This is a genomic window from Vibrio sp. Vb1166 (assembly GCF_033338695.1).
Classification (GTDB): domain Bacteria; phylum Pseudomonadota; class Gammaproteobacteria; order Enterobacterales; family Vibrionaceae; genus Vibrio; species Vibrio alginolyticus.
In genome coordinates this window covers 1-26015 of record NZ_JAWOTE010000039.1, presented here as the reverse complement: position 1 = coordinate 26015, position 26015 = coordinate 1, and the positions used below count along the sequence as shown (strand labels likewise).

Here is a 26015-nt window from a genome sequence, read left to right as displayed (position 1 = left end):
CTCTTCAATTTAAGATTTTGTTCGGCTCAATGAATACTGAACATTACATAAGTAATGTTTGAATTGACTGTGCTGAACCCGAAGATTCAATGGTCACTTCGTTTCATTGAAACCTAAATTGTTTCCGAAGAAACTATTTGGATTATCATCAACGAGTGCCCACACAGATTGATAGGTCTATATTGTTAAAGAGCAACTCTTCTTTGTGATTGACATCACTTCGGAAGAGGCGGCCATTCTAGCGAGATAATTTATTGTGTCAAACACTTTCTTCAAATTATTTCGTTTTTCTTTTCAGCCTTATCAACTTCGCTTAACCCCTTGTGAGGCCTTGCCCTGTCGACGAGGAGGCATTATAGAGATCGCGCTCACATTGGCAAGTGTTATTTTTCAAAAATTGCAAAAATAATGGTTAAACGATGAGTTTTCGATCAAACCTTTATTTATTCAACTTTACCCCAAGCTCTCACACAACTTATCCACAGAATTGTTCTTTGAGACGTGTTTTTCAAGTACCATAAATAAAGAAAGCTGCTTTATTGCAGCTATCTTTATTAAACTTAACCTAAACTCTATTTAAAGAGCATTATGGCTATATGCCAGACCCATCTTGTTCAGAGCCATCATCTTCGTGTAGGCCACATTCTCGCTTTAAGCCAAAGAATCGAGTTTCTTCCTCTGACATTCCCGGCTCCCATTTACGAGTGGTATGTGTATCACCAACTGAAAGGTAACCTTCATCCCACAATGGGTGGTATTTAAGGCCGTGTTGTTCTAAGTAGTAATGAACGTCTTTATTAGTCCAATCAATTACTGGTAGAAATTTAAACACACCGTTCTGAATTGATAGAATCGGTAAACCTGCACGAGATTTACTTTGCTCTCGACGCAGTCCAGAGAACCACGTTCCAACATTAAGCTCTTTTAACGCTCGACGCATCGGCTCAACTTTATTGAGCTTGTTGTATTTTTCAATTCCCTCTACGCCCTGCTCCCATAATTTTCCATATCGAGCTTCTTGCCAATTCGCACTTTCTTTGGCTCGATAAACTTTTAAATTTAGGTTGAGAGCATCTGTCAGCTCATCGATAAATCGGTACGTCTCAGCAAACAGGTAACCAGTATCGGTTAGAATGACGGGGATGTCCGTTTTGGCGCGAGTAACTAAATGAAGCATAACCGCGGCTTGAATACCAAAACTAGAAGAAACCGCGAACTCGCCTTCTAGATTATCTAAAGCCCACGCAACTCTCTCTTGTGCTGAAAGCTTTTCGAGCTCGACATTAATTTGAGCAAGACGGAGGATTTGCTCCGTCTTTGTTAATGTCAGTAACTCTGTGAGCTCCAGCTTGGATGCTACAGAATCAAGCATGAAAGTCCCTCTTTGATACGAGCACTTCTTGGATAATGCCAGCACGAATAGTGAAATCGCCAAAGGCTTCGCCTTCTTCACGCTCTTTCGACCATCGAGCCACCAGCAGATCAATCTCTTCTAAGATTTGCTTATCCGTGATGTTCTCTTTATACATTTTTGGTACTCGAGTACCGGCACGGTTACCACCTAGGTGCAAGTTGTAACGACCCGGCGCTTTGCCAACTAGACCAATTTCAGCCAACATTGCGCGACCACAACCATTTGGACACCCAGTTACACGCAAAATGATGTTGTCATTTTCTGGTAGGTTGTGCTTCTCCAGAATCCCCTCCACATCAGTAACAAACTGAGGAAGGAAACGTTCAGCTTCTGCCATCGCTAGCGGGCAAGTTGGAAAAGCAACACAAGCCATTGAGTTCTTACGCTGTTCACTTACGCCGTCGTCCATTAAGCCATGTTCACGAGCGATCTTTTCAATCTTCGCTTTTTCGTTTTTAGGTACACCCGCAACAATTAGGTTTTGGTTTGCTGTCATGCGGAAATCGCCTTTGTGGATTTTGGCAATTTCAGCAACACCCGTCTTAAGTGGTTTACCTGGGAAATCTAATAGACGGCCGTTTTCGATGAAGAGTGCTAGGTGATGCTTACCATCGATACCTTCAACCCAACCGATACGGTCACCACGTTCCGTGAATTCATATGGACGGCTTTGCTCAAACTTAACACCAGCACGTTTCTCGACTTCCGCTTTAAAGACATCGCTACCTACACGATCCAATGTGTATTTGGTTTTTGCGTTCTTACGGTTTGAACGGTTACCCCAGTCGCGCTGAGTTGTTACTACAGCTGCGGCAACATCAAGTGTCTTGTCCAGCGGAATAAAGCCAAAGTCGTCAGCGCGGCGCGGATAAGTTGATGTATCGCCATGCGTCATCGCTAAGCCGCCGCCGACCAGGACGTTAAAGCCTACAAGCTTACCGTTATCTGCAATCGCTACGAAGTTGAGATCGTTAGCGTGTACATCTACGTCATTTTGCGGTGGGATAACCACTGTGGTTTTAAACTTACGTGGTAAGTAGTTCTTGCCTAGAATCGGTTCGTCTTCTTCCGTGCTTTCTACTTTTTCACCGTCTAGCCAAATCTCTGCATAAGCGCGCGTCTTTGGTAATAGATGCTCACTGATCTTCTTCGCCCATTCGTAAGCTTCTTGGTGTAACTCTGACTCCACTGGGTTAGTGGTACACAACACGTTACGGTTTACATCACCCGCGGTTGCAATCGAATCAATGCCAATACTGTTGAGCGTTTGATGCATCAACTTAATATTCGGTTTTAATACCCCATGAAACTGGAACGTTTGGCGAGTCGTCAGACGAATACTTCCATATAAAGAGTGCTCCGTTGCGAACTTGTCGATCGCTAACCATTGCGTTGGCGTGATGATGCCTCCAGGCATACGAGCACGAAGCATCACATTATGTAATGGTTCCAGTTTTTGCTTTGTGCGTTCATTACGGATATCACGATCGTCTTGTTGATACATACCATGGAAACGAATTAACTGGAAGTTGTCGGCAGTAAAGCCACCAGTAATACGGTCCTGTAAATCTTGCTCAATAGTGCCACGTAATAAGTTGCTTTCTCGCTTCAGGCGCTCGTTATCAGATAGCGACCCTAACTCTTCACCTAATACAACCTGTTTATTATTGTCCGTAGAAAAAGTCATTAGTACACATCCCTCTGATAACGTTTCGCTTTACGTAGGTCATTAATAAATTGTTCTGCATCGTCACGCGGCATCTTGCCTTCTTGTTCAGCAACGATAACCAATGCGTCGTGCACATCTTTTGCCATACGCGTTGCATCACCGCAGACATAGATATAAGCGCCTTCTTGGATCCACTGCCACACTTGAGCTGCGTTTTCTAAGATGCGATGTTGTACGTAAACCTTTTCTACTTGGTCACGACTAAAGGCAACATCCAATCGGCTTAGTACTCCTGACTTGAGATACTTTTGCCATTCCACTTGGTACAAGAAGTCTTGAGTGAACGTGCGATCACCAAAGAACAACCAGTTTTTGCCTTCAGCATCGCGGTTTTCACGCTCCTGAATAAAGCTACGGAATGGTGCGATCCCTGTGCCAGGACCAACCATGATAATTGGAGTGCTATCATCTTCCGGCAGTTTGAAGTTGTTGTTATGCTCAACAAATACTTTAACTTCACCCCCCTCTTCGAGACGCTGTGCTAAGAAACTAGACGCACCACCATATCGTTTTTCGTCGTTTTGTTCGTACTCAACCAAAGCAACCGTTAGGTGTACTTCTTCATCGACCTCTTCTTGGCTTGATGCAATAGAGTAAAGGCGTGGAGTAAGGCGACGAAGCAAACCAATCAATTCATCTGCGGTTAACTTGGTTTTCTTTTCTGCCAGTACATCAACGATTTGAGTATTTGCAGAGTACTCGCGAAGCTTATCTTTATCTTCAACTAACTTTTGTAGCTTCTTGCTACCGGATAACTCGGCAAACTTTGTGATGAGCTGCGGGTTAGATGTTGTGATTTCATATTTACTCATGAGAGCACTGTGGATTGACAAGCTTTCACCATCAACGTCAACAGTCTCAACCCCAGACAAACCGACCTTACCAAGAATGGCATTTGCAAGTTCCGAGCTATTTTCAAACCACACACCTAGTGCATCACCTGGCTGATACGTTAAGCCCGAGCCTTCTAAGTCGATTTCTATATGACGAACGTCTTTTCCAGAGTCACGGCCCGTGATTTTTTGACTGGTCAGTAACGTCGCAGTGTACGGATTTTGTTTATTGTAAGGAGAGTGCGCAGTCGCAGCTTGACCCACAGGAAGTTGAACCACATCCGCTTCAGAGCCAGAAGACAGTGTATCTTTTACCTTGTCTAACGCATTCTTACGCCATTCAGTTGCAGGGGCTTCATAATCCACATCGCAATCAAGACGCTCGATAAATGGAGTCGCGCCTAGCTTTGATAGGTAAGTGTCGAAGTCTTTACCGGTCTGACAGAAGAACTCGTAGCTAGAATCTCCCAATGCAATAACACCATATTGCAGGTTTGGCAGCTTAGGAGCCTTCTTCGATTGCAAAAACTCATGTAGCTCAATGGCATTGTCTGGCGCTTCGCCTTCGCCGTTAGTCGATGCCACAATAATGACATGCGTTTCTTTGGCTAAGTTTTTACCTTTGTAATCGCTTGCATCAAAAAGTTCGACTGCAATTCCTTCTGCTTTTGCTTCCTGTTCCAGAGCTTCAGCAACACCTTTAGCATTGCCCGTTTGGGAAGCAAAAATAATACTCAACTTACCTGCTGGCTTCGCTGATACGGCTGCCGTTGCTTGTGCAATTGGCGTTACCGCTGTGTTTGGTTGATTTTGAGCTAATCCCCAAAAATACCCACTGACCCAAGCAAGTTGCTGTGAAGACAACTCAGAGACAGTTTGTTGGAGTGAGCTAATTTGTTGGTCATTCAGAGGGCTTGCGATTGGAGGATTTCCTCCTTGCCCATTATTATCTTCAGACACATTCTTGTGAGAATACTCATTCTTTTGAAAAGACATTATCACGACATCCCTATTCATTGCGTGACGATAGAGTACCCACTCTCCTTAATAACAAGAAAGAATAGAAGTGAATGTTTTATAACTTTTTGGAAGTAAGAACGGCTTACTTTTTGCTCATCGATCTTCAATGCGGACTTGTTGAAAGCCTACTGCCATTGCCGATTTTGACGCAGTATCCAAATCTTCATAAAGACATTCTTCGCCGTGACTGTCCGTTAGAAAAACAAAACCACCGCGCGCATGTCTGAACTCTACAACCCAACCACCCTCTTGGATTGCAGGCTCAATAATCGCTTCGATAAGCTGATTTTCACGGAATAGATGTCTTAGTTCATTTATTGTCATCGCTATCCCTGCTTTAACTTTCACATTGCTCCTAGGTAAGCATGGTCTAAGTCAGCCAAATAGGGAGAAATTTCGATTAGATATAATGAAGTGATATAAAAAAACGCCGCTTATAAAGCGACGTTTTAAGTAAATCGAATATCTAACATGGCTGAATTTAGAACGCGTATTCCGCACTCACAAAGAAGCCGTTAGCAAAAATAAACTCTTTCCCTAGATCCGACATGAATTTATCGGACTCTAAATCAATCACACGGTAACCTCCACGAAAAGCCAGTCGAGCTTTTTCGAGCGGTACATTGTATTGAACACCTGCCATGAAATCGGTGCTTTTGATACCTTTGTTGTCACCAAAGTTTATCTCACCAATCACATCAAAGTTTGTATCCGGAACTTGAATTTCTGCGTAACCATACCAAGCCCAAATCAGCTCATCAAATTCTTCTACACGCCTGCTTGAGCCAGCATCAATGTATTTAGTGTCACTTAAATTACTGAACGTGAGACCCGCATCAAAGTGCAATAAATCATGCTCTAGAACGTGGTAATACAAGGTTAAATCGAGCTTATCGAACCCCATGTAATCCGCATCAACACTTGAGTAACGAAGGCGCGCATTAGGGACGTATTTAACATCATGTTCAATCGCCGCAAAAAAAGTGCCTGTGGTACTGCTATCTCGTCTCGCTTCATTAACTTTAGTGTCGGCAGCCCATACCTCTGCGCCGACTTTTGTCGATACAGAGTACTCTGCAAAAACAGGAAAAGATACTGCCAACGATAATGCCGTTAAAGCGATGTTCGCTTTATTTGTCATGTAGTATTTACTCCGAGATAGCTGATATTCACGTAGAGGACGTGAGAGGAAATATACCATATTCTCACGCCTCTCCATCAACTAAATTATGTTACTCATTATTTATAGCGGGGCTGAGCAACGTAATTCTTGAAGAACCAAATACCCAATGCAATCACGATTAACCATGGTAATAGTTTGAGTACCGCTCCAACCATTCCCAGTAAAAACATCACAACTAACGCAATACCAGTTGCTGCGAATACGGTCATCATTGTGATACCCGTAACCAACAAGGTCGCCGCAAAGACTAAAATAAAGATTAGCTCCAACATAATCACTTCTCCATTTGTTTTCAATAAACAGAGCAGTTTCCATACCAACTTACAGAAACGAAGTTAAGATTATGATTTTTAATAAAAAACAAAGCCAGAGGCATTTCTGCACTCTGGCTTTATCATTCTTTAGTTGGTAATTTTAGCCATTCACTGGCGAATTTTACACATTCAATTCTTTTGGAATCTTAGCTAGCGCGTCTTGCAATACTTCTAGACCAGAACCTGGTTTGTGCGCATTTTCACTGATATGACGACGCCATTGACGAGCACCGGGCATGCTTTGGAACAAACCTAACATGTGGCGGGTAATATGACCAAGGTACGCACCTTTCGCTAATTGCGCTTCAATGTATGGGTACATCTCTTCAACAATTTCGCTGCGTTTCTTCACTGGAGCATTAGAGCCAAACAACTCTTGGTCTACCGATGCCAGTAAATATGGGCTTTGGTATGCTTCACGACCAATCATCACACCGTCAAGATGCTGAAGATGTGCTTTTGCTTCTTCTAATGATTTCACGCCACCGTTAATCGCAATCGTTAGGTGTGAGAAGTCTTGCTTCAATTGGTAAGCGCGTGGGTAATCCAATGGTGGGATCTCGCGGTTTTCTTTTGGGCTTAGACCACTTAACCATGCTTTACGTGCGTGGATAGTGAACTGCTCACAGCCACCCTTTTCTGAAACAATAGAAACGAAATCCGTTAGGAACTCGTAGGAGTCTTGATCATCAATACCAATGCGAGTCTTTACTGTTACAGGGATATCGACCACGTCTTTCATTGCTGCGACACAATCCGCAACTAACTGCGGTTCAGCCATTAGGCAAGCACCGAAGCGACCATTTTGTACGCGGTCAGATGGACACCCCACATTTAGGTTAATCTCATCGTAGCCACGCTCTTGCGCTAGCTTGGCACACGTAGCCAAATCTGCTGGGTTTGAACCACCAAGTTGAAGGGCTAACGGATGCTCTTCTTCGTTATAAGCCAGGAAATCTCCTTTTCCATGAATGATCGCACCTGTCGTCACCATTTCAGTGTACAGCAGGGTTTCTTTGGTCATTAAGCGATGGAAGTAGCGACAATGACGATCAGTCCAATCTAACATTGGTGCTACGGAGAGCCTGCAAGAATGAGTCATGATATAAACACCCGTTTTTATGTTGCCAAGGTCGAGCGCAGCAGTACGCTCAAAAAATAAGTCGGGTATTGTATACCCAAGCACCTCTGGGTGCTAGTTTCAGCGAGAATGATTTGGTTGGCTGACTAGCCAAGTGCTTAGGAATACGCAGAAGTAATACGAATCTGTCATTCGTTGATTCATTCTGTGATGATTATTCCGCCTTCACACCACCACCGACTTGCTTTAATTCATGATTTTCGTTCTGATAGTGGGTAAAATGAAGCATTTCTAAACGAACTTCGTATAGAAATGATTTATCATAGAGCACGTCCGATAGTTATGGTGAAAGGTTTGAACCCAACAATCATTGAACAAATTGAAAGTATCTGCGCAGAGCGTGGAGTACGACTGACTCCGCAACGCCGACGCGTATTTGAACTCATTTGTTCTAATCGCCGCGCCTCAAGTGCGTATGAGCTATTGGAGCAACTAAAAGAGAGTGAGCCTCAGGCTAAGCCGCCCACTGTTTATCGAGCATTAGATTTTCTCCTAGAGCAAGGCTTCATCCACCGAGTGGAATCGACAAATAGCTTTATTACTTGTTGTTCTTTCAATACTCAGCAGCACTTTTTCCAATTACTAATTTGCGATAAATGTGGTGATGTCGTTGAACTCGAAGATGAGACGCTGATATCCTTGTTAGCCGAAAACGCCGAGAAGCATGGATTCAAACTGACCAACCAAGTTATTGAAACTCATGGTGAATGCCAGGCCTGTTCCTCCGAGACGAAAGAAAAAGTATAGAAGAACGTTATGCGCGCTGAATTTGTAAACCCGTTTTTAGCTTCTTTAATGAACGTGCTAAAAACTATGGCTTCTCTTGAGCTGAAGCCACAAAAACCGCGAATCAAAAAAGATGAGATCGCACGAGGTGACGTTTCTGGTCTGATTGGTATGGTAGGCCCACAAACTCGTGGTTCAATGTCGATCACCTTTGATGAAGCACTCGCCCTAGAAATCATGCAGAACATGCTTGGTGAACGTCCAAATGGGCTCAATGAAGAAGTGACCGATATGGTGGGTGAGATCACCAACATGGTTACTGGTGGTGCGAAACGCATTCTGGCGGAAAGTGGTTTTGACTTTGATATGGCAACACCGGTTGTGGTTTCGGGCCGAGGTCATACGATTCGCCACAAGTGTGAAGGCTCAATTATTATCATGCCTTTCTCTTCTCAATGGGGAAATGCCTTTATCGAAATTTGCTTCGAATAAAAGAGAAAAAATAGGTTGGCACTGGCCAACCTATTTTGTTTTTGCCTCAGGCAATAAAAAGGTCAGCATTTGCTGACCTTTTCTTTATCTATTCAAACATTAAGCTTTGAACGCTTTAAATGCGTTGATTAGACCGTTTGTTGAGCTGTCATGCGAGCTGATTTGAGACTCGTCTGCAAGCTCAGGTAGGATTTGGTTAGCCAGTTGTTTACCTAGCTCCACGCCCCACTGGTCAAAGCTGAAGATATTCCAGATAACACCTTGTACGAAAATTTTGTGTTCGTACATTGCGATCAAGTTACCTAGCGTACGAGGCGTGATTTGCTTCACTAGAATAGAGTTTGTTGGACGGTTACCTTCAAACACTTTGAATGGCGCAATCGCTGCCACTTCTTCAGCATTCTTACCTACTTTCACCAACTCTTCTTTCACGGTTTCTTCATTTTTACCAAACGCTAGAGCTTCAGTTTGCGCGAAGAAGTTAGACATCAGTTTTTGGTGATGATCGCTAGCTGGGTTGTGGCTAATTGCAGGTGCAATGAAGTCACATGGGATAAGCTTAGTACCTTGGTGAATTAGCTGGTAGAACGCGTGCTGACCGTTGGTACCTGGTTCACCCCAAATGATTGGGCCAGTTTGGTAAGTTACAGCATTGCCGTCACGGTCAACGTATTTACCGTTTGATTCCATGTTGCCTTGCTGGAAGTATGCTGCAAAACGGTGCATGTATTGATCGTAAGGTAGGATAGCTTCTGACTCCGCACCGTGGAAGTTGTTGTACCAAATACCAATCAAAGCAAGAATCACTGGAATATTGCTTTCTAGATCTGTTGATACGAAGTGCTTGTCCATCTCGTGAGCACCATCAAGCAACTCAACAAAGTTGTCGAAACCTACTGCTAGTGCAATTGATAGACCGATCGCAGACCATAGTGAGTAACGGCCACCAACCCAGTCCCAGAATTCAAACATGTTCGCTGTATCGATACCAAATTCAGACACGGCTGTCGCGTTTGTTGAAAGCGCAGCAAAGTGCTTAGCCACATGAGCCTGATCACCCGCCGATTCTAGGAACCAATCACGAGCAGTGTGCGCGTTAGTCATGGTTTCTTGCGTTGTAAACGTCTTAGACGCGATCAAGAATAACGTCGTTTCTGGGTTAACTTTCTTCAACGTTTCAACGATGTGTGTACCATCAACGTTAGATACGAAGTGAAGGTTTAGATGATTTTTGTATGGCGCTAGAGCTTCCGTCACCATGTAAGGGCCAAGGTCAGAACCGCCGATACCGATGTTCACAATATCAGTAATTGCTTTGCCTGTGTAACCTTTCCATTCACCGCCGATAACGCGCTCAGTGAATGATTTCATTTTTTCCAGAACCGCGTTCACTGCTGGCATTACGTCTTCGCCGTCTACCATAACTGGAGTATTAGCGCGGTTACGTAGTGCAGTGTGAAGAACAGCGCGACCTTCTGTTTGGTTGATCGCTTCACCACTGAACATCGCTTCAATTGCAGATTTCAGCTCGGTCTCTTTCGCAAGAGCAAACAGGTGCTTCAGAGTTTCCTCATTGATGAGGTTCTTTGAGTAATCGACTAGGATGTCTGAGCCGAAACGTGCAGAGTATTTGTCGAAACGCGCTGCGTCTTGAGCAAACAGCTCTTTAAGATCCATATCTTGTGCAGATTCGAAATGCGCCGTTAGCGCTTTCCAAGCTTGTGTTTGCGTTGGATTGATATTTTTCAACATGGTCTTTATCCCGATGTTACAGTAGGTTCCATTCCTTACAGTCTAGCGAAAACTGTGGAATCCCCGATTTAGCAAATAGAATATAAATTAGATGTTTGGGCAAATTGCCACAAAACAAGTCTTTGTAATTTTTTTTCAGGCGCCAATTATGACCGAGAGCTTTTACACTCACATTGAGTTAGGTCACGTTCCCTGCCCTGAAATTGAACAATTCATTTACGATGACAAGAATCATATCATTTACTAATGACAGGCTCTAATTGGAATAGGATAGACGCCAATTTATAAATTTCCAAAGGAACACGTATGTGGGCACAAAAAACACTGCAATTAAAAGCGAGATGCCGCGGTTTTCACCTGATAACTGATGAAATTGAACAACAAGTACCACAAATAAACGAACTTTCAGTAGGTTTATTACACCTATTTATTCAGCACACCTCCGCCAGTTTGACCTTAAATGAGAATGCTGATCCAACCGTGCGTATGGACATGGAAGCGCACTTCAATAAGTTTGTGCCAGAGCGTGCTCCTTATTATCAGCACACCTATGAAGGTGACGACGACATGCCGGCACATATTAAAGCATCACTGCTTGGCAGTAGTGTGACGGTACCAATCCAAAATGGTCGATTAGCTTTAGGAACATGGCAAGGTATTTACTTGGGTGAGCATCGAGACTTTGGTGGCGGCCGCCGCGTTATTGCTACGATTAACGGTGAGTAGATAAAACAAAGGCTAACCTTGGGTTAGCCTTTCGTTGTTTATTTTGAGTATTCCATCTCGACGCGAGGCGTTAGCTTAGTCACGAGTTCATACGCAATCGTACCAATGTGACCCGCCACTTCTTCTACTGGGAGCTCTTTCCCCCAAAGAATCGCTTCGTCGCTGACTTTATCCGTTGCGTCTGGTCCCAAATCGACCGTCAGCATATCCATGGAAACTCGACCTGCAATAGGTACTTTACGGCCATTAACCCACACCGGCGTACCGTTTGGAGCACTTCTTGGGTAACCGTCGCCATACCCTACAGCGATGACCCCAACTTTTGTATCTCGCTCACTGGTCCAAATACCACCGTAGCCAACACTTTCGCCCTTCTTCACTTCACGTACCGCAATAAGGTGGGATTTAAGTGTCATAACAGGTTGATACCCAAGATCTTGCGCCGTTTTGTCATCGAATGGCGACACACCATACATGATAATACCCGGACGAACCCAATCTAAATGGCTTTGAGGCCATGCCAATAACCCCGCAGATGCCGCCAGTGAACGTTCCCCTTGGCAACCAGAAGTCAACGATTTAAACAGCTCAATCTGTTGTGGGGTAATATCGCTATCCAGCTCATCTGCACAGCCAAAGTGGCTCATGTAACGCAACGGTTTCGCTACATTTGGACACTCCTTCAGCCGCGTTACAAACTCGTCATATTGTTCAGGACGAACCCCAAGGCGGTGCATGCCACTGTCAATCTTCAGCCACACGACAACCGGAGTTTCAAGGTCTGCTTGCTCCAAGGCGATAAGCTGCTCTTCACAGTGCACCACGGTTTGGATGTTGTTCGTCACAAGAACAGGTAAATCACCAGGAGAGTAAAAACCTTCTAGCAATAGAATCGGCTTTACTACTCCACAAGCGCGCAGTTGCAATGCTTCTTCAATGCGAGCCACGCCAAACGCATCCGCATGGTTAGCATGTTTTGCGACATGACGTAATCCGTGACCATAACCATTGGCCTTGACGACAGCCATCACTTTACTTTGTGGCGCTTGAGCTTTTACGCGCTGTAAGTTGTGCTGCAACGCAGACAAATCAATGCACGCCTTGGCCGCTTTCATATAGCTCATGGAATTACTCATCATCAATATCGAATGCAGGACCCGCGTAGTTGTCGAAACGCGAATGTTGACCTTGGAAAGTGAGGCGAACAGAGCCGATAGGACCGTTACGCTGTTTACCAATAATGATTTCGGCCGTACCTTTGTACGGACTATCTGGGTGATAAACCTCATCACGGTAGATGAACATGATCAAGTCGGCATCCTGCTCGATGGAACCGGATTCACGCAAGTCCGAGTTTACTGGTCGTTTATCCGCACGTTGCTCTAGGGAACGGTTTAGCTGCGACAGTGCCACAACTGGCACATTTAGCTCTTTTGCCAGCGCCTTAAGAGAGCGAGAGATCTCAGCAATCTCAAGAGTACGGTTATCGGTTAACGAAGGCACGCGCATCAACTGAAGGTAGTCGACCATGATCATAGATAGACCGCCATGTTCACGAGCGATACGGCGAGCGCGCGAACGCACTTCGGTCGGAGTTAGACCAGAGCTATCATCAATGTACATATTTTTCTTCTGCATCAGGATACCCATAGTAGAAGAAATACGCGCCCAATCTTCGTCATCTAGCTGCCCCGTACGGATCTTGGTTTGGTCAACACGAGACAAAGAGGCCAACATACGCATCATCAACTGTTCAGCTGGCATCTCTAACGAGAAAATAAGTACGGGCTTTTCTTGTTGCATGGCCGCATTTTCACACAAGTTCATCGCAAAGGTCGTTTTACCCATCGATGGACGCGCTGCGACAATCACCAAATCAGAGCCTTGCAAACCTGCGGTTTTCTTATTGAGATCGGTGAAACCGGTATCGACCCCGGTAACACCATCTTGTGGCGTTTTATACAACAACTCGATACGTTCTAACGTCTTTTCGAGGATGTTGTCGACGTTTTGTGGTCCTTCGTTTTCACTAGTTCGAGACTCGGCGATAGCAAAAACTTTACTCTCCGCCATGTCTATTAAATCTTCAGAACTGCGACCTTGAGGGTCATAGCCCGCGTCCGCAATTTCATTCGCGACACCAATAAGGCCACGAACAATCGCACGCTCAGCGACAATATCAGCATACGCATTGATGTTAGCTGCACTTGGCGTATTCTTCGCCAAGTCAGCGAGGTAAGCAAAACCGCCTACATCTTCTAACAACTCGTGACGCTCTAGATATTCCGATAAAGTAATAAGATCGAGAGGTTTACCCGCTTCAAGAATGGTTTTTACACCTTCAAAAATCAGGCGGTGTGGACGACTATAGAAATCACTGCTCACAACACGTTCGGCAACGGTGTCCCAACGTTCATTATCCAGTAAAAGACCACCAATTACTGATTGCTCGGCTTCTAGTGAGTGAGGTGGCACTTTGATTGCGTCGACCTGACTGTCTGAAGGTTTGCGATTTCTGTTTTCCGCCATGACTTTGCTCGATAACTACTATTGACCCACGATTATAACCTTAACCTAGCTGAGATGCTTCCCCGAAGCGACAATTACTTGTTAAGAAATCATCATGTGAACCACCCGGGTAATAGCCTGGTTCTTCCGCCTAGCTCTAATAAAAATTAACCTACCATTGACCCAACCAAATATCTGTATCAGTATCATGCCCCTCCTTTTTGATTACGTTCGAGGTTGATGTGTCCCGATACTGGTTACTTAGCTTTAGCCTACTGTGCGCTAGTGCATCGTATGCTGACGAATCAGTACAGCCAGAGCAAAATATTGATGTACCCGACCCACTAAAAACCGAGGTGGAGTTCGGCTATCAAGCTCACACAGGTAACACGGACTCTCGTTCCCTGAATGCTCGTTTGAGTGCTGAATATACGTCAGGTCGACACCGTTCTAATGGTGAATGGAAGTACTACAACTTGTACAAAGACGGTGAAGAAGACAAACGCTCATCCACCTATTCCCTGCAGAGTGACTACAAGTTAGGCCCTAAGACGTATTTGTATGGCAGCTTTAAAGGAGTGGATTCTCGCTACAGTGCTTATTTTAAAGACTATACGTTGTCAGGTGGTTTGGGTTACCAGTTCTCCTACACTGAGAACTTCATTTTAGAGGTAGAAGTAGGCCCTGGTTTTCGCTATCAAGAGCCAAACTTAGACGAAATAGATGATGACGATATTGTCTTTCCCGATATCGTTAGAGAAGGCATTTTTCGAGGAAATATCAACACAACTTGGCATGCGTTGGATAATTTAAGTTTCGCAGCTGATATTACGTTGGTAACAGGTAGAAGTAACACACGTACTGATAGTGAACTCAGTGTAACCAATGATATTACTGAAGATATCGCACTGAAACTGGCGCACTCTCGTCAGTATCACGATAAAGTGCCTGAAGGCTTAAGTAAAGCGGACAGCGTATTTTCCGTTAATTTACTTTTCGCTTTTTAACCCTTTTTCTCTCAGTTTTAGAAATAAAAAAAGCACCTCCGAGGAGGTGCTTTTTAGTATTTCGTCTTGATACTGAATTACTCAGCAGCAACAACTTGTAGGTTAACTGTCGCGAAAACTTCAGAGTGAAGTTGAACGCTGATCTCGAACTCACCAGTGTTACGTAGAGCACCTTCAGGAAGGCGAACTTCGCTCTTAGCAACTTCAACGCCTGCAGCTGTGATAGCGTCAGCGATGTCACGAGTACCGATAGAACCGAATAGTTTGCCTTCGTCACCAGCTTTAGAAGCGATAACTACCGCTTCTAGAGCGTTAACTTTCTCTGCGCGAGCTTCTGCAGCAGCTAGTTGCTCAGCAACTTTAGCTTCTAGTTCAGCACGACGAGCTTCAAACATTTCAACGTTAGCTTTAGTTGCCATAACTGCTTTACCTTGTGGGATAAGGAAGTTACGAGCGTAGCCAGATTTAACGTTTGCAGTATCGCCAAGACCACCTAGGTTACCAATTTTATCAAGTAGAATAACTTGCATTGCTTAATCCTCTTTCTTAATAAAATGAACCGATTACTGATGCTTGTCAGTGTACGGTAGTAGAGCTAGGTAGCGTGAACGCTTGATAGCACGTGCTAGTTGACGCTGGTACTTAGCGCTTGTACCAGTGATACGGCTAGGTACGATTTTACCAGCTTCAGTGATGTAGTTTTTAAGAGTTGCTACGTCTTTGTAATCAATCTCTTGTACGCCTTCTGCAGTGAAACGGCAGAATTTACGACGACGGAAGAAACGAGCCATGGGCTATCTCCTGATCTTAAATTTGAGTAATGTTGTCGGCGTGTAACACTAATTTTCCCACGCCATTTCGGCCGGTTTGATAAGTGACAAAACCACTTACCTTAATGTTACTGCCTTGAACTAAATTCTGAGTTAGTGCTTGTGACCCAAGCCCGCTGACGACTACCGGCATACGACAATAAACTTGTCGAGGTAAGTCAGCTTCGATAATAGTAGAGCGATGCTCCAGCCAAAACCGACAGTGTTCAATGCCACCAGGGCTTTTACTACGAATGGGCGGTTTGGCAATGGTGCCGCTCAGCTCCATTCGATTGGCCATAAGAAAACTTACTCAGCAGCTTCTGACTTAGCTTCAGGCTTAGCTTCAGAACGCTCTTCACGACGTGGAGCACGCTCTTCTTTTTGCTTAAGCATGATAGATTGCTCAGTGATCGCTGCTTTAGTACGCATGATCATGTTACGTAGAACTGCATCGTTGAAACGGAAAGCAGTTTCTAGCTCATCAATTACAGCTTGGTCAGCTTCAACGTTCATAAGAACGTAGTGAGCTTTGTGAAGCTTGTTGATTGGGTAAGCCAGTTGACGACGGCCCCAGTCTTCTAGACGGTGGATTTTACCGCCAGCTTCAGTGATTGAACCAGTGTAACGCTCGATCATGCCAGCAACTTGCTCGCTTTGATCTGGGTGCACCATGAATACGATTTCGTAATGACGCATTGGTTGCTCCTTACGGATTATTCAGCTTCCACAAATGGCTCAGTCGTCCAGAGGAAGCAAGGAACTAAAGATAATTGACTGAGTTTAAGGAGCACGAATAGTACAGAAAGGGCGTAAAATAGGCAAGTGATTATTTGCTCAGCGCAGTGGATATTTAATTTCTTCTAATACTAGAAAACACAAAGGCTGCCAACAAGCTGGCAGCCTTTAAAATCAGCGTGTTATTGCGCTGGCTTATCGGTGCTTATTTAACTTCAGCCAGTTCAGCGCGCATTTGATCGATCACTTGTTTGTAATCTGGCTCACCGAAAATCGCCGAGCCTGCAACAAACATGTCTGCGCCCGCTTCTGCAATTTCACGAATGTTGTCAACCTTCACACCGCCATCAATTTCTAAGCGGATATCACGACCAGACTCGTCAATCATCTTACGAACGGCACGCAGTTTATCTAGTGTATGAGGAATGAATGATTGACCACCAAAACCAGGGTTTACCGACATCAGTAGAATCATGTCGACTTTATCCACAATAAATTCAAGACTTGCAAGTGGCGTTGCTGGGTTTAGTACCACACCAGCCTGACAGCCGTGCTCTTTAATTAACTGCAGTGTACGGTCTACATGATCAGAAGCTTCTACATGGAACGTAATCATCGACGCACCCGCTTTTGCGAAATCAGGAATAATACGGTCAACGGGTTTCACCATTAGGTGAACATCGATTGGCGCTGTGATGCCATAATCGCGTAGTGCTTTACACACAGGCGCACCAAAAGTCAGGTTTGGTACATAGTGGTTATCCATAACGTCGAAATGCACCACATCCGCACCCGCTGCGAGTACTTTTTCTACATCTTCACCGAGACGAGCAAAATCTGCCGATAAAATGGATGGAGCAATAAGAAAATCTTTCATACCTGACCTCAGTAGTAATGAGCAAACAATCTGCGCGCAATTCTACCGAAGCCAGTGGGGAGATCCACTATTTAGATATAATAGTGTGAGAATTAAGAGCTTGATTTATCCATGTCTGGGGCATGAAAAAGCGCAAGTAGCTCATCAACTTTATTACGACCATTACCATTACGGCTAATGGTACGCTTTACTTTTACCACATTAAGATCCGCACCGTGATACAACCGACGTGTCAAGGTAGTGTCGTGGTTAGAAATCAACACAGGAATGCCACGTTCAGTCGCTGTTCTTTCAGCAATGTCGGCTAATGCAGCTTGGTCGTCCAACGTGAAACCATTACCTGCGTATGAGGTGAAATTTGCCGTATTTGAAAGCGGCGCATAAGGTGGATCGCAATACACGACGCTCCCTTTGCGCGCACGACGAAATGTTTCAGGATAACCTTCACAAACGAACGTAGCTTTTTTGGCTTTTTCTGCAAAAAACTCCAATTCCGCCTCAGGGAAATACGGCTTTTTGTAAGAGCCAAACGGTACATTGAAGCCACCTTTTTTGTTGTAACGGCATAGGCCATTAAAACCAAAGCGGTTCATATACAAAAACGCTAAAGAGCGGTACATCACGTCATCGGTTTTATTAAATTCAGCGCGAATGTGTAGGTAGGCTTCTTTGCGGTTGTTCTCAGCGACAAACCAACGCTTCGCTTCAGAGATATACTCTTCAGGGCGTTCTTTCAGCAGGTTGTACAGATTGATCAAATCTGGATTGATATCTGCAAGTAGATAATGGTCATAATCGGTATTCAGAAACACTGAGCCCGCACCAACAAAAGGTTCAACTAGCTTTCGAGCCGGCGGCAAATGACGTTGGATGTCTTCAACCAGTCCGTATTTTCCTCCTGCCCATTTAAGAAAGGCTCGTTGCTTTTTCATCTACTGCTCTATCTATCGACCAAAAATTAAGGCTGCGGAATGTAACATATTTTTCAGGGAAGCTCAGGTTTATTTCACTCGTTCAATTTCACGGTGAACCTGACGGAGTGATTTTGCCCAAGGACTCACCGACTTAACCGAATCTGGCAAGCTTGCGACGGCATCACGAGCCATTTGAATTGTCGGATAATCTTGATATGTGATGATATACCACTCGGTGTCATTACGAACGGTAGGATAAATTCGCACTTGATTATTCAGTTGATGCTCATTGAGAAAGGATTGTACATCTTCCATTGAGGTCATAGCCGCGAGTTGTAAAGTATACGCTCTTGGCGATAGCGCTTTTAGTTCTTCACGAGCAAATGAAAATTTCACAACAGGTTGGTTTGCCTCACCCTCTTCTGACTGAGCAGGTGCTTGCGTCATATCTTGATTCGGTTTTACGACTTTAATCAAAGGGGAGCTAGTTTCATCGGCGGTTTCTGTCTTCTCAGTACCTACGACATCATCAATCGCTTTTGTGTCTGCTGAATCAGCTTTACCTTCAAGCAATGCATCGACCACATTCGACTCAATCACCACTCTTTGTTGATTGTCATCACTGCCTACGCTCGCTACTTCTTCTGTCACAGCTGGCGGTAATGAATCAGAATCATCAACCGCACCAGACTTATCAAGACTGCTAGAGCCATCGGTTACAGGTTGCAGTGAAGACTGCGCTGCACTGACTCCTGACTCTTCAAAAGTTGGAATAGCCGTTTGCTCTAAACTGCCAGCAATTTGCTGCGCTTTATCATCAGGACTTGGTTGACTAAGCATCCACCAATAGCCACCAGCAGCAAGCAACAGTAAGACTAATACCACCAACGCAATATTCAGGGGTGAACCGACAATCGAGCGGATAATGATCCTTTTTTCCACTTTCATCTCTCCTAACGCCATGATGTCACCCGGTACTGGGTCGACTTTTTTAAATGCATCTCGAACCCGTTTCTCAGACTCATCATCGACGTAGCGCGCAACAAGTGACTCAAAGAAACGACGAGCTTCCACTTCGGACAACATATCAATATCAAGCTCAACAGGCTTTATCTCTTGTCCATAACTGAGACGTGCTAGCAAACCGTCTAAACGTCCAGACTGTGTAAACAGTAAGACATTGATGGTCCAATTTGGCTTATGGTGCGCCTCTAAGACCAGCATCCAAAGCTCAGAGATAAGTGTCTCACTCAATAAATGCGCATCATCTACAACAATTGCAATGTCACACGCCTCATCACCTAAAAGCCTTTCAAGGCTATCAAGTAAAGGCTCTTGCTGATTAAACAATGCGTCTGAAACCAGTTGACTCAAAATAAGGACGCGATGCTGCACACCGTCTTGATTAGAATGACAAAGTAACAAACATTGATTCTTGTTACTGGCACCCACTTCAAGGTATCGCTGCGCTAACCAAGATTTCCCGTACCCATCATGACCATTAATCGCAATGAGATTGGAACCAAAGTTAGTCAGTAGACCTAATCTATCAAGCAACTCGATTTGAGAATCTAATTCCAGTACGTGAGCAACACTCATCTAATAACCTTAATACACTACAAGAATGACGCCCAAAGGCGCCATTACAAGGTTAAATATCGCGACCGAAGTCTATTGCCTGTTTGAGTACGTCTTGTGTCGTATCAGCAATTACCTCGGCAGTGCCAATGCCTGTAGGCAAAACCAATCGTAATTGACCAGAGAGGACTTTCTTATCTCGCATCATGTGCTTGATGAAGTCATCGAAATTCATACTGTCTGGAGTATGCACAGGCAGTTTTGCACGACGCAAAATCGCAACAATACGCTCAAATTGCTCTTCCGAGATCAGACCACGTAGATGCGACGTTTTGGCCGCCATAACAGTGCCGGAAGATACCGCTTCACCATGCAGCCAATTGCCATAGCCAAGTTCCGCTTCAATCGCATGACCAAAGGTGTGACCTAAGTTAAGCAAAGCACGGATGCCCGATTCTTTCTCATCCTGAGCCACCACTTCCGCTTTTATTTCACAGCAACGCGCGATCGCATAAGTTAGTGCTTCTTCATCCAACGCATACAAGCGCTCAAGATTGTCTTCTAACCATACAAAAAAATCTGCATCGTAAATAATGCCGTACTTAATGACTTCGGCGATACCCGCAGCGAACTCACGTTCAGGCAACGTCGACAGGCAGTTGGTATCAATGATCACGGCTTTAGGTTGGTAAAACGCACCTATCATGTTCTTACCCAACGGATGGTTAACCGCGGTTTTTCCACCAACCGAAGAGTCCACTTGGGATAGTAATGTGGTCGGTATTTGAATAAAGTCGACCCCACGCTGGTAACAGGCAGACGCAAAACCCACAAGGTCGCCAATAACACCACCACCTAACGCGATGATCACAACATCACGAGCATAACTCCCTTCCAGTAAGAAGTTCATTACTTGATTAAATACATCCAAGTTTTTGTACTGTTCACCGTCAGGCAATTCTAACAAGGATGCACTACAACCGAGCTGCTCGAGTTGCTTTAAAATTTTGTCTGCATACAAAGGCGCCACTGTGACATTACTGATCACAACAACTTTTTGTTTTGCATTTTTGTTTGAGAGAACTTGAGAGAGGTACGCCGGGTCCTCAAATAACCCGGCGCCAATAGAGATTGGGTAGCTACGCTCAGCTAGGTTGACCGTAATCCGTTCCATCGGTTTGCTCCAATTAAAAAAAAGATAAAGACTTATCTCTCTTCTAGCATTTTTACGATCTGGTTGGCTACCACTTTTGCACTTTGATCGTCAGTGCGAACAGTGTAATCCGCTACTTCTTCATATAAAGGATTACGTTCTTCAGCTAATTGCTCCAGTACTTCGCGAGGGTTATCCGTTTGAAGTAAAGGACGCTTCTTGTCGCGGTTTGTACGCGCAAGTTGCTTTTCAATCGTCGTTTCTAAGTAAACAACAACACCACGTGCCGAAAGACGATTGCGGTTTTCTTTGCTCTTAACAGAGCCACCGCCAGTCGCAAGCACGATGCCTTGCTCTTGTGTTAGGTCTTCAAGTACCGCTTCTTCACGCTTGCGGAAGCCTTCTTCACCTTCTACATCAAAAACCCAAGAGATGTCTGCACCAGTGCGTTCTTCGATCACTGTATCGGAGTCAACAAACTCCATATGCAGTTGCTGTGCTAGATGTCTACCAATTGTACTTTTGCCGGCGCCCATTGGGCCAACAAGGAAAATATTACGTTTCTCAGCCATGTTTAGCAGTAATTTACAACATTGATTCAATAAGATCGCCACAAGAAAACACAGCTAAACTGCTGTTCTACAAGGCTTGTGGCACCAGTTCCTCACAGATAATTCGTGATAAGACCCGAAATTATCCAAGCATGGTGCCACTATTGCAACTTTATTTTTGATTTAATCAGTTTTTCCCGAGACAGAACTACTGAATCACCACCTTAGGCGTGACGAAAATTAACAGCTCACTTTTACCAACATTTTCATAACTTCGACGAAAAAGCGCACCTAATAGCGGAAGATCGCCCAACAAAGGCACTTTGTCCACCGAGTTAGTAATGCTGTGCTGAAAAATACCACCAAGAACGACCGTTTCACCGTTATTCACTAACACTTGCGTCCCGATACGTTGAGTATCAATCGCAACAGCTTCACCAGTGCCTGTCTTCACGACTTGTCCTGGTCTATCTTGCGTGACACTTAAATCCAATACTAAGCGGTTATCCGGTGTGATTTGCGGGGTTACCTTCAAACTTAATACCGCCTTTTTGAACGTCACCGTCGTTGCACCACTTGATGATGACTCTAGGTAAGGAATCTCTGTACCTTGTTCGATATAGGCAGGTTTCTTATTGGTAGTGATCAAACGTGGGCTCGAGATAATCTCAGCTTTAGACTCTTGTTGCAGAGCAGAAAGCTCAAGATCCAACAAGGTGTCTGAACCTAACTTTGCGACCTGAAAAGCAATGCTGGTGGCATTCGGACTGGTTGCAGCTAAGTTTACATTTAGGAAGTCATCGATCCCTACTCCATCACCGTCACCACCGTCATCACCCCCTTCTCCATTATAGAGACCGATCGTGGCAAGGTTGTTCTCAATAGAACCGCCCACTGTATTACTGCCATTAATAGACGTAAAACCCCAACGAATACCTAGCTCGTCCATGTTACCTTCATTGATGGTCACAATACGCGCCTCAATTTGAACCTGTTTAACTGGAATATCCAAAGACTCAATAATTTCTCGAATCACCTCGATGTTTTCAGGTAACTCTCTAATCAATAACGAGTTAGTTCGCTCATCAATGGTCATACTGCCGCGCTCTGACAGCATGCTGATATTTCCTTCACCATTGATCATCTCCGCAATGTCTGATGCTTTAGCAAAATTAACTTTGATGATTTCAGATGAAAGCTCTCCCATTTCTTCCGTCAGTTTTTGTTTTTCTAACTGCTGCTTCTCACGCAAGTCCAGCTCATCAGTCGGAGCAACTAAAATCACGTTGCCATCAACACGCTTATCTAACCCCTTAACTTGCAAAATAATATCCAGCACTTGCTGCCAAGGGACACCATCAAGACGAAGCGTGAGGTTGCCTTCGACAGAGTCGGAGACAACCAAATTAAATTGGTTGTAATCAGCAATAAGCTGCAAGACATTTCGCACAGGAATATCTTGGAAGTTAATCGAAATAAGCTTACCTTCTCTTTCTAAAATGCTTTTATCTGGGGCTTTCTCATTGTGTTTGATCTTCGCTACTTTGATTTCCAAAAAACGCCCCGTTAAACGGTAATCATGCATGTATTCTTCATTGATGTGCGCAACCAAGCGCGTCGTCGAGGTGTCGCGAAACACTTCTACGCTCTCAACCACAGTCGAAAAATCTTTCACGTCTAGGAGATACAATTGCTCGTCTTTTACTGAAGTGTTAAGCAAATCGATACTTAACCCTTCCTGTACACGCTTGATATCTACAATCGCAGCCGGTGACGCCAATTCTACGACAATCACGGCGTCTTTATCTTTATTAGTTCGAAAGTCGATACTTTTTAGGGCATTGGACGAAACTTCTTCAGCTGCCGCTAAAGGGGCTAAAAATACAAACAACCATAAGGAGAAGAGCCCAGTAAGTATCCTTGGTGTACGTGTTAATCCTTGTCTCATTTTCATTACTCAATATCAAAAATAAATGGGGCTATCTCAAAGCCAACTTAACTTTACGTTTTTGCCAACATCCTAAGCCGTCGGGCAACGTTTCATTAATCAACAAATAGGAGTGGCTGACATGGGTCACTTTGCCATTATTGCGTCCGAGGTATTGACCCGGCTTAACTTTATAGACGGTGCCATTGGGAGCCTGAACGAGGCCAGAAACCGTGTTATCCATGCCCATGACCCCTTTCAAACGTAATTGGCTTAATGGGAATTTTTCTAATTTGCCAGTTCGCCTTCTTGAGGGCGGTTGCCAACAATCTTTTCTTGCAACTGGCTGAGTCGCGATGGTGGCTTCTTTGGGTAATTCAAAGGGTGCACGCTGTACTTCCGGTGCGTACGTGACTGCAACATACTTGTCTGCGGGCTTAAGCTTCTCGACCTCTCGACGCGCCTGTGTTTCCACTCCTCGAATAAAATCCGTCAATGATTCATCATTCGCCTGGCAGCCCATCAATAGAGAACCCATCAGTACCAGCAACAAAGACTTACTTGTCATTTTTCGTCTCCTCCGGCTTAAACTGATAGGTATTAGCACGCACCCGAAAGTGCAGGGTTTCGCTCTCTTGGCTGACACGTTGCCAAGTCACATCTTTAAACGTGATGATTCGAGGTAGCGTCGCTATTGCCTGAGAAAAATGGCCGATGTCATGAAAGTCGCCCGTTAACTCTATGTTTAAAGGAAGACGATAAAGGAAGTGCTCTGATTGTTTTTCGCCCCAGTCGATTCGGGTGAAAGTCAGCTTATTGTCGATGCCAAGCTCATTCACTGAAGCGAGCATTGTAGCCAGCTCTTTTTGCGCAGGCAGTTGTTGCAGTAATAACTCGTAACGAGTGGTAAGTTCATCCAATTGAGATTGAAGCTGAGGCAACGCTGCCACTTTGTTCGCTTTGATCTTCAATGCCACCTTGAGTGTCTGCTCCTGCTGGATCAAGTGATTCAACTGTTCTTCTTTCGGTTTAAGGTAAAACCAATAACCTAAGCCTTGAATCACCATGATCAGAAGCGCGATTACCACAATTTGGGGCAACAATGGCCACTCGGCCATTTCATCTATTTCGAGATCCTGCCAATCAACCACGTTGAGCCTCCAATTTCTTCTCCGTTACTTTGAACATGAAAGACACTTTGAATGTTTGAAACTCTTTCCCAAAACGGGCTTTGCCGTGAACGATGGAATGCATTTCTACGTCGTTCAACTTGGCCGAGCGCTCCATGTTGTCCAGCATCGTGGCAAGTTTTGGAGTGCTATCTGAGATCCCAGAGATCTCAATTTCCAGATCATTCATTTTGATCTTGTCAACATATACACCTTCAGGGATAACGGCAGGCATTAAGTTCATGAACTCGGTCGTTTTGTTTCGTCCGTTTTGTAAACCTTCAACGACCTTTAGACGTTCGAGGATTTTGCTGTGCTCTTGCTCTGCAATTTTCATTGCTTCAATACGCTGGTCGAGTTCGGCAATGTAGTGAGTGAGGTAATCGAGCCGCTCCTGTTGTTGATCTTGTTGGTACTCAAAAAACTTTCCAATACCCCACTGGATGCCAACAGCGACCAACATGCCTAATGCGACCAAACTGATGAAACGACGTCGGTGCTCTTCTCTTTGATTCTCTCGCCAAGGAAGTAAATTAATGCGATAAAGCACGGGCGCCTCCTAGCCAATGAATGCCACGAACGGCCAGTCCGGCTGCTGTTGAGAAATGCTGCCAATCCACAGCACGACGCTTACGCTTAGACACCTTCATCTCAAATAGCCCTAGCGGATTTAGCAATTCACACTCTAACGACAATTGTTGAGACAACTCCTCTGCGAGCATGGGAGTGGAAGCCCCTTCCCCTGATAACCAGATACCCTTGATGTTTTGTGAGCCATTGATTGAGGTATAGAGCTGCATCTGGCGCTTTACTCGCTCTACGATTTGACGGTTAAACAGCTCTGTTTTCTCCTGAGCATCATCGGACAGAAAATCGACTGGAGAAGCGCTGTTTGCTCCGCGTGTGCCGTAAGCAAACTCTTTGTGAAACAGTTCACCTTGTTCGGTAAACATGGTGAAGGAGCTCGATAAGGTGCCAATATCGAGTAAGCAGTATTTGTTTTTGTCAGGAAAGCGATCGGCGGTGAGCTTCCAGATATGACCAAGGCTTTGCGAATGCACGTCCACTAAAACAGGTTTTAGTCCGGACTTTTGTAATGCATCGACTCGGCCTTCTACCACATCTTTTCTTGTCGCAAACACTTGATAGCTATCACTGCCACTCTGCCCGCCCTCAGCGCGAAGACGAACGAAGTCTAAACTCAGCTCTTCGACAGGGAATGGCGATTGATGAGAAAAGGCTTGTATCACTGCAAACTCAACTTCACTCTCTTCAAGATTTTGTTCTATTTGCAGTTTCTTGCTAATTACCGAGTTATCAGGAACTGAGATCGCAACTTTTTTAGCACCAAAAGGCAGTTCTTTTTTTATCTGCTTGAGGGTCTTTACAATTTCTTGATGATTTATGGTGTTATTTTCAGCGACAATACCTTCCTTTAGTAATATTTCTTTGTA

28 protein-coding genes are annotated in these 26015 nt (G+C 44.5%); 4 read left to right on the top strand and 24 right to left on the bottom strand.

Annotated elements, in window-relative coordinates; genetic code table 11:
• Positions 1-592: 592 nt before the first annotated feature.
• The 7 genes from R7E51_RS22465 to dusA all read right to left on the bottom strand — a co-directional run bounded on the left by R7E51_RS22465 (position 593) and on the right by dusA (position 7595).
• Positions 593-1372: a phosphoadenylyl-sulfate reductase gene (locus R7E51_RS22465; RefSeq protein WP_054729680.1), complete on the bottom strand. Its 780-nt coding sequence runs from the start codon at positions 1370-1372 to the stop codon at positions 593-595.
• Positions 1365-3101 (bottom strand): assimilatory sulfite reductase (NADPH) hemoprotein subunit, encoded by a 1737-nt coding sequence (gene cysI, locus R7E51_RS22460; RefSeq protein ID WP_206958459.1) that lies wholly within the window; start codon positions 3099-3101, stop codon positions 1365-1367. The genes R7E51_RS22465 and cysI overlap by 8 nt, the downstream gene beginning before the upstream one ends.
• Entirely contained in the window at positions 3101-4972 is a 1872-nt protein-coding gene (locus tag R7E51_RS22455; protein ID WP_170894183.1) for an assimilatory sulfite reductase (NADPH) flavoprotein subunit, read from the bottom strand. Before R7E51_RS22455 ends, cysI begins: the two co-directional genes overlap by 1 nt.
• A gap of 117 nt (positions 4973-5089) precedes the next feature.
• Positions 5090-5320, bottom strand: a complete 231-nt coding sequence (locus R7E51_RS22450; protein ID WP_005381264.1) for a hypothetical protein — start codon at positions 5318-5320, stop codon at positions 5090-5092.
• A 157-nt stretch (positions 5321-5477) separates the two neighbouring features.
• Positions 5478-6137: a TIGR04219 family outer membrane beta-barrel protein gene (locus R7E51_RS22445; protein WP_206958461.1), complete on the bottom strand. Its 660-nt coding sequence runs from the start codon at positions 6135-6137 to the stop codon at positions 5478-5480.
• Between the two features lie 98 nt (positions 6138-6235).
• The gene (pspG, locus tag R7E51_RS22440) at positions 6236-6451 is read right to left on the bottom strand and encodes an envelope stress response protein PspG (RefSeq protein ID WP_005381266.1); all 216 of its coding nucleotides are present in this window, start codon (positions 6449-6451) and stop codon (positions 6236-6238) included.
• 163 nt (positions 6452-6614) lie between these two features.
• The gene (gene dusA, locus R7E51_RS22435) at positions 6615-7595 is read right to left on the bottom strand and encodes a tRNA dihydrouridine(20/20a) synthase DusA (protein ID WP_017821727.1); all 981 of its coding nucleotides are present in this window, start codon (positions 7593-7595) and stop codon (positions 6615-6617) included.
• A gap of 321 nt (positions 7596-7916) precedes the next feature.
• Between dusA and zur the strand changes: the two genes are divergently transcribed.
• On the top strand, positions 7917-8381 hold the full coding sequence (zur, locus tag R7E51_RS22430; protein ID WP_005381268.1) for a zinc uptake transcriptional repressor Zur: 465 nt from the start codon (positions 7917-7919) through the stop codon (positions 8379-8381).
• Between the two features lie 9 nt (positions 8382-8390).
• Positions 8391-8852, top strand: coding sequence for a chemotaxis protein CheX (locus R7E51_RS22425; RefSeq protein WP_005381269.1), 462 nt, complete (start codon positions 8391-8393; stop codon positions 8850-8852).
• 99 nt (positions 8853-8951) lie between these two features.
• Here the strand turns inward: R7E51_RS22425 and pgi are convergent, their stop codons facing one another.
• Positions 8952-10604, bottom strand: coding sequence for a glucose-6-phosphate isomerase (pgi, locus tag R7E51_RS22420; RefSeq protein ID WP_005381270.1), 1653 nt, complete (start codon positions 10602-10604; stop codon positions 8952-8954).
• A gap of 306 nt (positions 10605-10910) precedes the next feature.
• On the opposite strand from pgi, the gene R7E51_RS22415 reads away from it, so the two are divergent.
• Positions 10911-11330 carry a secondary thiamine-phosphate synthase enzyme YjbQ gene (locus R7E51_RS22415; RefSeq protein WP_206958463.1) on the top strand — a complete coding sequence of 140 codons (420 nt, stop codon included), beginning with the start codon at positions 10911-10913 and terminating at the stop codon, positions 11328-11330.
• 38 nt (positions 11331-11368) lie between these two features.
• Here the strand turns inward: R7E51_RS22415 and alr are convergent, their stop codons facing one another.
• Positions 11369-12445, bottom strand: a complete 1077-nt coding sequence (alr, locus tag R7E51_RS22410; RefSeq protein ID WP_031777284.1) for an alanine racemase — start codon at positions 12443-12445, stop codon at positions 11369-11371.
• A 13-nt stretch (positions 12446-12458) separates the two neighbouring features.
• Positions 12459-13859, bottom strand: coding sequence for a replicative DNA helicase (locus tag R7E51_RS22405; protein WP_005382759.1), 1401 nt, complete (start codon positions 13857-13859; stop codon positions 12459-12461).
• Between the two features lie 221 nt (positions 13860-14080).
• Between R7E51_RS22405 and R7E51_RS22400 the strand changes: the two genes are divergently transcribed.
• Positions 14081-14845, top strand: coding sequence for a DUF481 domain-containing protein (locus R7E51_RS22400; protein WP_005381276.1), 765 nt, complete (start codon positions 14081-14083; stop codon positions 14843-14845).
• Positions 14846-14922: 77 nt separating this feature from the next.
• On the opposite strand, the gene rplI is transcribed toward R7E51_RS22400, so the two are convergent.
• The 14 genes from rplI to pilM form a co-directional block, all read right to left on the bottom strand.
• Complete coding sequence (gene rplI, locus R7E51_RS22395; protein ID WP_005382760.1) at positions 14923-15375, bottom strand: 50S ribosomal protein L9; 453 nt, start codon at positions 15373-15375, stop codon at positions 14923-14925.
• Positions 15376-15408: 33 nt separating this feature from the next.
• Positions 15409-15636, bottom strand: coding sequence for a 30S ribosomal protein S18 (rpsR, locus tag R7E51_RS22390; protein ID WP_000090472.1), 228 nt, complete (start codon positions 15634-15636; stop codon positions 15409-15411).
• Between the two features lie 16 nt (positions 15637-15652).
• Positions 15653-15955 carry a primosomal replication protein N gene (gene priB, locus R7E51_RS22385; protein WP_005381298.1) on the bottom strand — a complete coding sequence of 101 codons (303 nt, stop codon included), beginning with the start codon at positions 15953-15955 and terminating at the stop codon, positions 15653-15655.
• A gap of 8 nt (positions 15956-15963) precedes the next feature.
• Positions 15964-16353 (bottom strand): 30S ribosomal protein S6, encoded by a 390-nt coding sequence (gene rpsF / locus R7E51_RS22380; protein ID WP_005381299.1) that lies wholly within the window; start codon positions 16351-16353, stop codon positions 15964-15966.
• 244 nt (positions 16354-16597) lie between these two features.
• A complete protein-coding gene (gene rpe, locus R7E51_RS22375) occupies positions 16598-17269 on the bottom strand; it encodes a ribulose-phosphate 3-epimerase (RefSeq protein WP_206958465.1) in 672 nt (223 codons plus the stop codon).
• 92 nt (positions 17270-17361) lie between these two features.
• The gene (locus tag R7E51_RS22370) at positions 17362-18201 is read right to left on the bottom strand and encodes a Dam family site-specific DNA-(adenine-N6)-methyltransferase (protein ID WP_005382762.1); all 840 of its coding nucleotides are present in this window, start codon (positions 18199-18201) and stop codon (positions 17362-17364) included.
• A 69-nt stretch (positions 18202-18270) separates the two neighbouring features.
• The gene (locus R7E51_RS22365; protein WP_206958467.1) at positions 18271-19782 is read right to left on the bottom strand and encodes an SPOR domain-containing protein; all 1512 of its coding nucleotides are present in this window, start codon (positions 19780-19782) and stop codon (positions 18271-18273) included.
• 52 nt (positions 19783-19834) lie between these two features.
• The gene (gene aroB / locus R7E51_RS22360) at positions 19835-20935 is read right to left on the bottom strand and encodes a 3-dehydroquinate synthase (protein WP_005381318.1); all 1101 of its coding nucleotides are present in this window, start codon (positions 20933-20935) and stop codon (positions 19835-19837) included.
• A 32-nt stretch (positions 20936-20967) separates the two neighbouring features.
• Complete coding sequence (gene aroK / locus R7E51_RS22355) at positions 20968-21486, bottom strand: shikimate kinase AroK (RefSeq protein ID WP_005381319.1); 519 nt, start codon at positions 21484-21486, stop codon at positions 20968-20970.
• A 187-nt stretch (positions 21487-21673) separates the two neighbouring features.
• Positions 21674-23419, bottom strand: a complete 1746-nt coding sequence (locus R7E51_RS22350) for a type IV pilus secretin PilQ (protein WP_206958469.1) — start codon at positions 23417-23419, stop codon at positions 21674-21676.
• 25 nt (positions 23420-23444) lie between these two features.
• Positions 23445-23960 carry a pilus assembly protein PilP gene (locus R7E51_RS22345; protein WP_005382766.1) on the bottom strand — a complete coding sequence of 172 codons (516 nt, stop codon included), beginning with the start codon at positions 23958-23960 and terminating at the stop codon, positions 23445-23447.
• Complete coding sequence (locus tag R7E51_RS22340) at positions 23950-24543, bottom strand: type 4a pilus biogenesis protein PilO (RefSeq protein WP_053350733.1); 594 nt, start codon at positions 24541-24543, stop codon at positions 23950-23952. Before R7E51_RS22340 ends, R7E51_RS22345 begins: the two co-directional genes overlap by 11 nt.
• Entirely contained in the window at positions 24536-25111 is a 576-nt protein-coding gene (locus R7E51_RS22335; RefSeq protein WP_005381323.1) for a PilN domain-containing protein, read from the bottom strand. The genes R7E51_RS22340 and R7E51_RS22335 overlap by 8 nt, the downstream gene beginning before the upstream one ends.
• On the bottom strand, positions 25095-26015 hold a 921-nt coding region (gene pilM / locus R7E51_RS22330; protein WP_318128317.1), incomplete at its 5' end, for a type IV pilus biogenesis protein PilM. The genes R7E51_RS22335 and pilM, both read right to left, overlap by 17 nt.